General features: G+C 31.2%; 8 protein-coding genes and 1 rRNA gene. 4 read left to right on the top strand and 5 right to left on the bottom strand.

Annotation, left to right across the window (positions count from 1 at the left end):
* Nucleotides 1-3 precede the first annotated feature (3 nt).
* From HMPREF0391_RS02540 to HMPREF0391_RS02550, 3 genes are read right to left on the bottom strand one after another with little or no spacing between them, the layout of a single operon-like run.
* Nucleotides 4-1,809: a PP2C family serine/threonine-protein phosphatase gene (locus HMPREF0391_RS02540; RefSeq protein ID WP_002835286.1), complete on the bottom strand. Its 1,806-nt coding sequence runs from the start codon at nt 1,807-1,809 to the stop codon at nt 4-6.
* Nucleotides 1,797-2,546 (bottom strand): vWA domain-containing protein, encoded by a 750-nt coding sequence (locus HMPREF0391_RS02545; protein WP_002835287.1) that lies wholly within the window; start codon nt 2,544-2,546, stop codon nt 1,797-1,799. Before HMPREF0391_RS02545 ends, HMPREF0391_RS02540 begins: the two co-directional genes overlap by 13 nt.
* A gap of 25 nt (nt 2,547-2,571) precedes the next feature.
* A complete protein-coding gene (locus HMPREF0391_RS02550) occupies nt 2,572-3,873 on the bottom strand; it encodes a serine/threonine protein kinase (protein WP_035109213.1) in 1,302 nt (433 codons plus the stop codon).
* Nucleotides 3,874-4,183: 310 nt separating this feature from the next.
* On the opposite strand from HMPREF0391_RS02550, the gene HMPREF0391_RS02555 reads away from it, so the two are divergent.
* From HMPREF0391_RS02555 to HMPREF0391_RS02570, 4 genes are all read left to right on the top strand, one after another.
* Nucleotides 4,184-6,220: a leucine-rich repeat domain-containing protein gene (locus HMPREF0391_RS02555; RefSeq protein WP_002835289.1), complete on the top strand. Its 2,037-nt coding sequence runs from the start codon at nt 4,184-4,186 to the stop codon at nt 6,218-6,220.
* Between the two features lie 78 nt (nt 6,221-6,298).
* Entirely contained in the window at nt 6,299-7,972 is a 1,674-nt protein-coding gene (locus tag HMPREF0391_RS02560) for a leucine-rich repeat domain-containing protein (protein WP_035109216.1), read from the top strand.
* Nucleotides 7,969-9,054, top strand: a complete 1,086-nt coding sequence (locus HMPREF0391_RS02565; RefSeq protein ID WP_002835291.1) for a leucine-rich repeat domain-containing protein — start codon at nt 7,969-7,971, stop codon at nt 9,052-9,054. The genes HMPREF0391_RS02560 and HMPREF0391_RS02565 overlap by 4 nt, the downstream gene beginning before the upstream one ends.
* A 48-nt stretch (nt 9,055-9,102) precedes the next feature.
* A complete protein-coding gene (locus tag HMPREF0391_RS02570; protein WP_035109219.1) occupies nt 9,103-9,672 on the top strand; it encodes a hypothetical protein in 570 nt (189 codons plus the stop codon).
* A 357-nt stretch (nt 9,673-10,029) separates the two neighbouring features.
* On the opposite strand, the gene HMPREF0391_RS09725 is transcribed toward HMPREF0391_RS02570, so the two are convergent.
* Nucleotides 10,030-10,212: a hypothetical protein gene (locus HMPREF0391_RS09725; protein WP_419185107.1), complete on the bottom strand. Its 183-nt coding sequence runs from the start codon at nt 10,210-10,212 to the stop codon at nt 10,030-10,032.
* Between the two features lie 816 nt (nt 10,213-11,028).
* Nucleotides 11,029-11,145: ribosomal RNA gene (rrf, locus tag HMPREF0391_RS02575) — 5S ribosomal RNA — on the bottom strand.
* Between the last annotated feature and the right edge of the window lie 520 nt (nt 11,146-11,665).

An 11,665-nucleotide genomic window follows, 5' to 3' on the forward strand; every position in this document is an offset into this window, starting at 1 on the left:
TTTCTAGTTTTCTGTATCTGATTTAAGACTAGCTATTTCCTCTTTCAGCATGTTTATTTTTTTGCCAAGAGCCTCTATCTCCTTGGCTTCATTTTCCATTAGTAAGCTCAGTTTTTCCTTTGCCCTATCTTTTTCTTCTTTTAAGGTCAAAATTTTTTCTTCTGATTTTTTTAGAAAAGTATTTTCTTTTTCGTCCATTTCTTTTAATCTAGCATTATAGGCTTCTTGATTCTTTCTTATTTTTTCGTAGTAATCAGAAATAGCCTTTCGATTTTTATTATATCTCTTTTCGTCCTGAGAAATATACAGCAAATTAGAACTTTTAAACTTGCTCAGAACAGCTAGTACCTTTAGGATTGGATTGTCCTCTCCGTCAAAATATTTAATCTCTAAGTCTTTTTGATAATCATCTGCTTCTAGATTTTTTTCTAGTTCATATTTTTCTATCTCTTGATTTTTTTCTTTTATTTTATCAGAAATCTTTAAAAGAAAATTATTGTATTCTTCCCAATCCTGGGCCTTTGCTTTTTGATTTTCTTTGTCAAAGTTCCTATAATCCTCTTTTATTTCTCTGATTTTTCTTGTGTTATCATTGATAATCCTTTCTGATGCTACTTTATTTTTGATAAAAGCTGTATTTTTCTCATCATAGATGACTTGTAATTGTGATAGATGATAAGATTTTTCTTCGATCTGTTCTTGTTTTTTCTCTAATTCCTTTGCTTTTTCCGCCTCTAAGTATTGGTTATGAAAAAGATCTATCAATTCATCATTTTTTTCAACTCTGACTAAGCCAGCCATAGACACATCATCTTGGCTACCTAATTCTGCAAATTTATCAGCTTGTAGTTCTATAGATTTTTTTGCCTCATCGATATGCTCTTTTTTCATTAAAATTAAATAGGTATTCCTATAGAGATTCATTAAGCTTTCCTCGTTATCTCCAACCCTATAAGAGTCATCAACTCCATCAGAGCCCATGAAGATCGCCATGACTTTTGCTTTTATATATTCAGTTTCTTTCCTGCTTTTATCTTCTAGAGTATCTTCTATAGCTTCTTTACTTTGAATTTCATTTGAAAGCAAATTATCACTTTCACATTGTTTTTTTGTAATTTTTGTGTTTTTTTCTACGCCAACTTCTACAAATCTTTCATCATCAGTCTTATACCCGTAGCAATACCTGAAATTATCTACGGCATTTGTATCTGATAAAGATGTGGTTACATTTATATAGCAAGCCTCATCCCAAGGTATAGACTGTTCTATTTTTCCATCTTCATATAAAAATACAGCTTTGCCATCGCCTATATGAAAAGCAAAGTAATAATCCTCTGCCATTACCCCTACCATAAGGGTCGCACCATAGGCTGATATATAATAGTATGGATAGAGGGTCCCAAAAAACTTTTCTTTAGTAGCCTCATCCAAGTCCTCTGGTATCTCCTCTTCAGTAAAAGGATTTTCTGTCATATGGTTTGATATATCATTTTTCCATCTTTTATAGACATTTTCTATGAGGTTTTCAATTATCTTTCTTGGATTTTCTTTGAAATTTACAAGGTCAAAATCATTTTCAATTACTTTCCTTACTTCCTCTATACTTCCCTGGGCGGCAAGCTTAGATCCTACATCTGACCTAAAATGCTTGGATGATCCATGACCATCAGATACAGCTATTATAGAAAAGTCATCACATGTATAATCAGATGAAAAGTCTTGGCACGGTTTGTTTCTTTTCTTGTGACTGCCTCCTAAGGTTGTATAGGAGTATGAATATAACCCAGCCATAGCTTTTAGATATCCCACTCATCATCATCTAGGTCATCTAGGCTATCTGTCACGAAATTTTTTATTTGCTCTTCTACTTGTTCTTGTTTGGTTTTTACACTACCATCATCCTTTATACCACCAGATACAGATTGGCTAGCTATTTGTGATGAAGTTACTGATACGAATTGTATCATAGCCTTTAGTTTTTTAACGTTATTTGTCTGAAGTACAGCTTCTTTGGTACCCGTAAAGGCTTCTAAGACATCAAGGTCCGCATCTTGTCCTATACCAAGTGCTACTTTGATACCTGATTTGAACCATTTATTAGCCTTTAATTTGTTTAAGCCAGATTGGAATTGTTCTTCTGTTTCTGTAGGCATACCATCAGACATCAAAAATATTACTGGTGCATAAGAGGATGTTGCTGATTTCATAAACTTATCTCCGTGTAGTTTTGATTCTAGCTCCTCAAAGGCTGCCCCCATCCTTGTCGTGCCGTTAGCATTTAAGTCTCTCCATAGATAGACGCCTGGATCTACTGGACCTGTTTTAGGGGTTATCCATTGTATTTCACTATTAAATGATAGAATAGCCATCTTGACTTCAGCGTCAGGATTTGAGTTAGATATATCTGACAACTCAGGAAGGATTTCCTCAATTGCAGAGTTAACCTCCCCTATCTTTGTGCCTTTCATTGAACCTGAGGTATCAATTACAAAAAATAAAACCATCATCTTTCTAGGTATTTCATCAATAATTAAAAAATCATCCATATTTGTCTCCTTATTTTTATTTTATTTATTTTTTAAATTTTCCATTTCTACCATTTCCAAAGTCAACCTCAAGATTGGTCACAATCCTTGTAGCTTTACCATCTTCTAGAGACCTTTGGTCCATGCCTTCATAGTTTAGATACCAGACTGTGCCAGACTTATTATAAAGGCCAAGTTGTTTTGGATTATTTTTGGCCCTAACAACTGCACCAGTAACTGTGTTATAATCCTCGCTGGTATCGCTTGTATGGTATTTATAAAGCTTTACACCTGGGTATACAGGGACTTTTATATTGTTAATATCTAATATGAGTGGGACCCTGAGTTGCTTGCCACAAGAGCAAACCCCATTACCACTATAATCAACAAATGAATCCCTACCACATGAGCAGGTGATAAGGTCAGTTCTTAATCTCATAAGTATATCCAGCCACTCGCTCTCAAGCCTTCTATTAGCCTTCATCAACAACTTATCTTGTGAAAACTCATCTATGAAAGCTTGCCTAAAATATTCTGGGTAGGCTCCCCATTTCTTTCCTACATTTTTGTGGATAGCAGGGTCTGGCCTATTTGAGAAATTTTTAGGATCCATTATAAAAATCGGATTTTTTCCATAAATATTAAACTCATCTTCTTCTGTGACTAAATCTAACATAGTGGCCTGTCCTTCTAGTGGGTGGTTTGCAAAAAATAGCAAAAACAAAATTACTGATAGGGAATACCTATCTGTTTGTTTATCTGGTGATTTTTTACTAACTACAACTTCTGGTGCCATATATCTTGGCTTACCCTTGACCCCTGAGTTGAAACCATGACCCATAACATTGTCATTATCACAAATCAAAACCTCTCCAGTAGAAAAGTTTATAAAAAAGTTTCCATCATTTAGGTCTTGGTAGTTATAACCTGCCCTATGCAAAAGCATAAAACTATTGGTAATATTTAAACCAGCATTGATAAGTGCTTCTATCGATGTAAAAGTCTTCTTGCCCAAGAGATACTTAGAAAAATCATCATAGGAATCAGGTTTTAGATCCATGATGTATCCAAAACTAGCTTCTTTGTCTTTTGTATCATACTGAGTTATATCTTTTGGCCACAAGAAGCCCTCACCAGGACTAGGATTTTTAATATTGTTTTGTAGGTTGTCATAAAATTTTGTTCCATTTGAAATGGTAGATTTCTTGAACCATTTTAGGGCCATATCCTTACCATTATAATCAACCAGATATACAGTACCCTGGCCACCAGAACCCAGCTCTTTTTTGACCGTCACATTGACATTTTTGTCAGTAAGGAGCGTCTGTCCTTCTTTTAATTTATCCATTTCTCCTCCTAGCAATAAATTTTTATAAGATATTAATAAAAAATATCCACTATATAATATATTATATAGGTTAAATGATTTTATAATTCACAAATTATTATGATCAGATACCTAACTATATTACAGTCATTATATAACATTTTATAATTTTAATCAATTAATCTTTCGTATGATAACTAAAAATTTTATATGTAAACTAATTTTAATACCCAGAAAACTTAGCAAATTACTTAACTATCTGATATAATAAAACTAATGCAAGGCTAAGATAAGAAACTAGTTTTTATTCAATAAATAAGGAGCAAATAAAATGAAATCAAATGAATTTACGGACCTAAGACCATGCCTAGAATATATCTACAAAAACTTTGGAAAAGAGGTTTTTTTCTCAGGTAGGCTATCTGCCTATGTCAAAGACCTAGGTCCAAGTATTGAAGAGTCTTCTGTAATAAGAATTTTAGAAAGAGAAACTAACCTAACTCAAATCGAGTCCATAAGCTCTATCGATATAAATGATAGAAATTTCCTTGTAAATGATATAATTTACAAGCTTCCAAATCACCTAAATAAGGCTGTCTTTAGAAACACATTAGAGATTGTTATATTGAGCCTTGGTGTAGATCTTGAAGAAAAGAAAACTCAAATTCAAGAAAATATTTCTATAAATACCAATACTATAAACACAAAAATCTCAAGTGAATCTTCTGAATTTGAATTTGATAAAAGTAATGGCACTATAAAAAAATATTTAGGTACTAGCAAAGAAATAACAATACCTCAAAAAATCAATGGAGTACCAGTCAAGATTATTGGCTCCTTTTCATTTAAAGATATTGGTATTGAGAAAGTGGATATCCCTATAGGGATTGAAGAAATTAAAGACTATGCCTTTGAGAAAAATAAAATTGAAATTTTACATCTACCTGAAAGTTTAAGGTCTATTGGTTGCTCAGCTTTTGCTGAGAATAATATTTCAAAATTAATCCTTCCGAATAATATCGAAAATATAGATGAATTCGCTTTTATAGGCAATAATTTAGAAAAGTTAGCAATACCCCTTAATTTAAACTCTATAAAAGCTAGCGTTTTCTCTAACAATAAAATCAAAGATTTAACTTTACATGATTATGTTGAAAACATAGATAAATATGCATTCTACAATAATAAAATTGAAGATTTGACTTTACCTGAAAATTTAAGGTCTATTGGTTACGCAGCTTTTGCTAATAATAATATTTCAAAATTAATCCTTCCGAATAGTATAGAAAATATAGATGAATTTGCTTTTAAAAGCAATAATTTAGAAAAGTTAGTCATACCATTTAATTTAAAGTCTATTAAATCTAATGTTTTCTCTAATAATAAAATCAAGGATTTAACTTTACATGACTATATTGAAAACATAGATAAATATGCATTCTACAATAATAAAATTGAAGATTTGACTTTACCTGAAAATTTAAGGTCTATTGGTTGCGAAGCTTTTGCTGATAATAATATATCAAAACTAACTCTTTATAGTGAAATAGAAATGTTTGATAAGTATGCTTTTGATGAAGATATAATAAAATTTTGTATAAGCAATATAATGAATTTAATTGAAAATAAATCCCTGAATAATAATAAAGTAATAAAAATAATCAGAAAGCTTGTAGAAATAGAGCAAGATATTGTGGAAATAGGTGGACCAGTGTTTATTCCAACAGATAATCCAAATGTCATGAATTGTTACTATGGAAACAGTACTAAAGTGAAGAGTTGTTACTATAATAACGCCTTTCTATTTGATAAATCTACAGGAACAATTAATAAATATCTTGGTGGTAGTAATATGGTTTTAATACCAAACAAAATTGACGGAGTCGAAGTTAAACATATTGATGATTTTTGTTTCAAAGCAACAAAAAATATTGAAACTGTAGAAGATTTTGATAAATATTTTTGGGACGATTTTACAATTAAACAATTGCCTAAACACTATGACTTTTCAAATAATGCAATCGAATATCTAGTTTTACCAAGCACTTTGAAAACGATAGGTAAATGTGCATTTATAAATAATAATCTCAAGGAATTAACCTTGCCTGAAAGCATTGAAATCATTGAAAAGTCTGCTTTTATGCATAATCAGATAGAAGAATTAACTATACCTGAAGGTATTGAAGTAATTGGCGAATCTGCTTTTTATGATAACAAGATTGAGACCCTTCATATACCAGCAAGTCTAAAATCTATAGAATCCGATGCTTTTGCCTATAATAATATTAAAGAAATTTATTTACCTCATGGAATTGAATATGTTGATGAAAGAGCCTTTGATAGAAAAGTAATCATTCATAGAAGATAAATACTTGCGCTAAATATTCTAAGTATTATCTTGTAAAGCTAAAAATAAATACTATTTAAAATAAAAATGGATGTTAATATGAATAAAAAATACACACATACAAATGAATTTACGGACCTAAGACCATGCCTAGAATATATTTACAAAAATTTTGGGAAAGAGATTTTTTTCTCAGGCAGGCTAACTGCCTATGTCAAAGACTTAGGACCAAGTATTGCAGAGTGTTCTGTAATTGGAATTTTAGAAAAAGAAAATATACTAAATCAAATAGAGTCAATATGCTCAATTGATATAAATGATAGAAATATACTTATAGATGATATTATTTACAAGCTACCTATACACCTAAATAAGGAAGCATTTAGAAATACTTTGGAGATTGTCATATTGTCCATGGGCGTGGAACTTGAAGAAAAGAAAATTCAAATCCAAGAAAATTCTCCTGTAAGTTCTAATACAAACGATTTTAAAATCATGGCTTTAGAAGATGATCGAGACGAAGATAATAACAATGTTCAAAAGGATTTAATAATATATCAAGATGACGAAGGTCAAACACCTGCCAATCCTCCTTCTGACTTTGAATTTGATAGGAGTACTGGCACTATAGTAAAATATTTAGGCCAAAGCAAGAATGTAATAATACCAGCAAAAATCGATGGGGTCCAAGTTAAAAAAATAGAGGATTTTTGTTTTGCTTATGGTAATAATCAGAATTTTGAAGTAGCTAAAGTACGTGGCTTATTACCTAAAATGTGGTCCTTCCGTGATTACATTAGAATTGAAAATGTAGAAATACCTCAAGGGGTTGAAACAATAGGTTGTGCAGCATTCTATAATAATAGAATAAAGTTACTAAAATTACCTAATAGTATAAAATATATTCAAATTAGTGCTTTTGAGCATAATATAATTGAAACCCTTAATATACCTGATAGTGTACAATCTATAGGCAATTATGCATTTACTAATAATCAAATTGAAGACTTGACACTTGGAGAAAGCTTACATTCTATTGGAGAGGGTGCTTTTGAGTATAACAAAATTAAAATCCTTAATATACCAGCAAGTGTATCAGTAATTCAATATTCAGCATTTAGGAGAAATCAAATTAAAGACTTGACACTGGGAGAAAACTTATGGTCTGTTGATTACTATGCTTTTGAGGATAATAACATTGAGACCCTTAATATACCAGCAAGTTTAGTATTTATTTTCGATTCAGCATTTAGAGGTAATCAAATTAAAGACTTGACACTAGGAGAAAGCTTACATTCTATTGGAGAGGGTGCTTTTGAGGGTAATAAAATTGAGACCCTTAATATACCTGCAAGTGTAAAATCTATTGGCGGTTATGCATTTTACGATAATGAAATTAAAGAATTGACACTGGGTGAAAACTTAGAGGCTATTGGAGAGTTTGCTTTTTCGTTTAATAAAATTAAAACCCTTAATATAACTGCAAGTGTAAAATCTATTGGCGATTATGCATTTTACGATAATGAAATTAAAGAATTGACATTGGGTGAAAACTTAGAGGCTATTGGAGAGTTTACTTTCAGTAATAATAAAGATGACGAAGGTCAAACACCAGCCAATCCTCCTTCTGACTTTGAATTTGATAGGAGTACTGGCACTATAGTAAGATATTTAGGACAAAGAAAGAATGTAAGAATACCAGAAATAATCGATGGGGTTAAAGTAAAAAGAATTGGTGATTCTGCATTTAAAAAAATCAAATTAAAAAATTGACACTGGGTGAAAACTTAGAGGCTATTAAATATGGTGCTTTTCAGGATAATCAAATTGAAACCCTTAATATACCTGCAAGTGTAAAATCTATTGGCGATTCTGCATTTGAAAATAATCTAATTAAAGAATTGACACTGGGTGAAAACTTAGAGTCTATTGGTAAGAGTGTTTTTAGAAGTAATAAAATTGAAACCCTTAATATACCCGCAAGTGTAAAATTTATTGGCGATTCTGCATTTTACAATAATCTAATTAAAGAATTGACACTGGGTGAAAGCTTAGAGTCTATTGGAAATGATGTTGATAATTATGGAATTATGGAATTGACACTAAGAGTAAGCTTTGAGTCTTCTGGAATAGGTGCTTTTGAGAATAATAAAATTGAAACCCTTAATATACCTGCAAGTGTAAAATCTATTGGATTTTCCGCATTTGAAAATAATCTAATTAAAGAATTGACACTTGGAGAAAACTTAGAGGATATTGGAAAATATGCTTTTGATGATAATAAAATTGAAACCCTTAATATACCTGCTAGTGTGAAATCTATTGGCGATTCTGCATTTAAAAATAATCAAATTAAAAAATTGACACTAGGTGAAAGCTTAGAGAATATTAGAAAAGGTGTTTTTTCGTGTAATAAAATTGAAAACCTTAATATACCTGCTAGTGTAAAATCTATTCACGATTCTGCATTTAAAAATAATCAGATTAAAAAATTGACACTAGGTGAAAGCTTAGTATCTATTTGGGAAAATGCTTTTTTGGAAAACAGAATTGAAAACCTTAATATACCTGCAAGTGTAAAATCTATTGGCGATTCTGCATTTAAAAATAATCAAATTAAAAAATTGACACTAGGTAAAAACTTAGAGTCTATTGGAAAAGGTGCTTTTAAGGATAATAAGATAGAGAGACTTCAACTACCAAAGAGTATAAAATCTATAGAAGCAGATGCTTTTACCTCTAATAATATCAAAAAAACTATTGTTCCTAATGAGATTGAAAACATTGAAAAGGATATCTTTGATAAAAATGTAACAATTAGAAAAAAATCATTTTTTAATAGATTTGGATTTTAATATTTTTATAAATACAAGTTATTATTAATTTGAAAGGTGAAAGATACAATGAATAAAAAATACACACATACAAATGAGTTTACAGAACTTGGGCCATGCCTAGAATATATCTACAAAAACTTTGGAAAAGATGTGTTTTTCTCAGGTAGGCTATCTGCCTATGTCAAAGACCTAGGTCCAAGTATTGAAGAGTCTTCTGTAATAAGAATTTTAGAAAAAGAAAATATACTAAATCAAATAGAGTCAATATGCTTAATTGATGTAAATGAAAGAAATATATTAATAGATGATATTATTTACAAGCTACCTATACACCTAAATAAGGAAGCTTTTAGAAATACTTTGGAGATTATTATATTGAGCCTAGATATTGATTCTAGATACAATAAAAATAATATTCAAGAAAATAATAATATAAATACTGGCAAAAAAAAATCTAATGTCATACAATCAAAAGATAGTATTGACAAGAATTTAAATTCTTCAGATACAAGTTTAAAAAAATCTTTAAGTCTCATAGGTGACTTTATAATAGACGCAACAAAAGGAATGGATTCGCAAACAAGAGAAGAATTTATAGATAAATTTTTTAGGCAAAGCAGAAAGGAATACAAATAAATTTGCAGATTTTATAAAGCAAGCCTAAACCACAGTTATAAAAACTTTAGGATCTGGTGTTTTTATCAATTAAACTTTCAGCTTATGTAAAGAACTAGGCCCAAACTTAGATTAGTATGCTATTTTCCATGATTATCGAAAAATAGAATTAATTTTAATAATTACTATAATAATAGAAAATCAAAAAATAAATATTATGAATAAAATACGTAGATTTAAAAATTAAATTATTTACAGATTGCACAAAAAGACGATAGATTGTCTATCGTCTAATAAAATCTTTATTTAGTATAGTTTTGCTCCTGCAGGAATCCTATTTAAAAGCATGATTAGGTTTAATCTTTCCTCGTCGTCTTCTTAATGAATTGCTGATAGTAGCATTCCTTGACTTTTTACTCCCATCATTTTTCTTGCTGGTAGATTTACTAAGGCAAGGAGGGTTTTTCCTACTAGCTCAGATGTATCATAATAGTCTTTGGTTATTTGTCTTTTTTTATTAAAACTATCACTTCTTTTATCTTTTCTGACTCTGTATTTAATTTACTGATTTCATCTTCTAAGTTTTTGATTTCTTCTAACCATTCTTTTTCTCTTAAATTTTTCTTTCCACTGATTTTTTCAATTTAGTTTCTTGCTCTTATATGTTGGCCTATTTCCTTTTGATTATTCTTGTAGAAGCTTTCTTTGAATATTTTATTGTTTTCATATTCTTGGTAGGTTGCTTTTGTTTTTCTTACAGTCTTTGCATAGGCTAAACATTTGTTTAAGGTCTTCTATCTTTTGACTATTTTCTTTTATGGTCTTATATATTTCAGAGTTTTTACTTCTTAGGTTATTTATATGCCCTTGTAGATCTAAGGTGACCCCAAAAAGTTGGACTTTGTACCAGAGACATTTAGAAATATTTGTCTCTGGTTTTCTTTTGTCCTATCCTACCCATAGGGTTAGAATTTTTTATGCTACATTTTTCTTTCTATATTCTACTGGTGATAAGTATCCTAATTTTTATTTTTTCCTCTCGTCTAACGAAATCTTCTAAATTATTTTTATCCCTTATCCTGCAATCATCAACACCACAAAACCTTAAAGCAAACATTCGAAGCTAAGAATATCATCATATAAAATTTAATGCTTCTTATGAGCGACGCTTCGAACGAGGAAATCTTCATTTTGCTTTTTTAAAAAAGAAGATTTCTGAAGTGAGGCTGAGCAAATGAGAACATTAAATTTTAACTAAGATATTCGTGCAAGATGTTTGCTTATTTTTTGACCTACATGTGACCTGCAACTGTTGTCTAGCGTAATCCTTGTAAACAAAAAAAGATCTAACGGATTAAATCACGTTAGACCTTAATTGTTTGGCGACTACCTACTCTCCCACGACGTTTCCATCGTAGTACCATCGGCGTTAAGAGGCTTAACTTCTGTGTTCGGCATGGGTACAGGTGTATCCCTCTTGCTTTTATCACCATACTTGTATTTACTTTTACATTTCAATCAATAACAGTATATATTTCCAGTCAAGTTTTCGATTTATTAGTATCAGTTAGCTTTGATATTACTATCTTTACACCTCTGACCTATCTATCTTGTTTTCTTCAAGTAATCTCATAGAAATCTTATCTCGAGGTTGGTTTCGTGCTTAGATGCCTTCAGCACTTATCCTTCCCAGACGTAGCTACCGAGCTGTGCACTTGGCAGTACAACTCGTACACCAGCGGTCTGTCCATCCCGGTCCTCTCGTACTAAGGACAGATCCTCTCAAATTTCTCACGCCCACGGTGGATAGGGACCGAACTGTCTCACGACGTTCTGAACCCAGCTCGCGTGCCTCTTTAATGGGCGAACAGCCCAACCCTTGGAACCTACTCCAGCTCCAGGATGAGACGAGCCGACATCGAGGTGCCAAACCTCCCCGTCGATGTGGACTCTTGGGGGAGATAAGCCTGTTATCCCCGGGGTAGCTTTTATCCGTTGAGCGATGGCCCTTCCA

The sequence above is a fragment of the Finegoldia magna ATCC 53516 genome (genome assembly GCF_000159695.1).
Classification (GTDB): domain Bacteria; phylum Bacillota; class Clostridia; order Tissierellales; family Peptoniphilaceae; genus Finegoldia; species Finegoldia magna_F.

Excerpts from the sequence above, each read along its gene's own strand:
- HMPREF0391_RS02545 (WP_002835287.1), bottom strand. The coding sequence starts at position 2,546 with ATGGATGATTTTTTAATTATTGATGAAATACCTAGAAAGATGATGGTT.
- HMPREF0391_RS02550 (WP_035109213.1), bottom strand. The coding sequence starts at position 3,873 with ATGGATAAATTAAAAGAAGGACAGACGCTCCTTACTGACAAAAATGTC.
- HMPREF0391_RS02555 (WP_002835289.1), top strand. The coding sequence starts at position 4,184 with ATGAAATCAAATGAATTTACGGACCTAAGACCATGCCTAGAATATATC.
- HMPREF0391_RS02560 (WP_035109216.1), top strand. The coding sequence starts at position 6,299 with ATGAATAAAAAATACACACATACAAATGAATTTACGGACCTAAGACCA.
- HMPREF0391_RS02570 (WP_035109219.1), top strand. The coding sequence starts at position 9,103 with ATGAATAAAAAATACACACATACAAATGAGTTTACAGAACTTGGGCCA.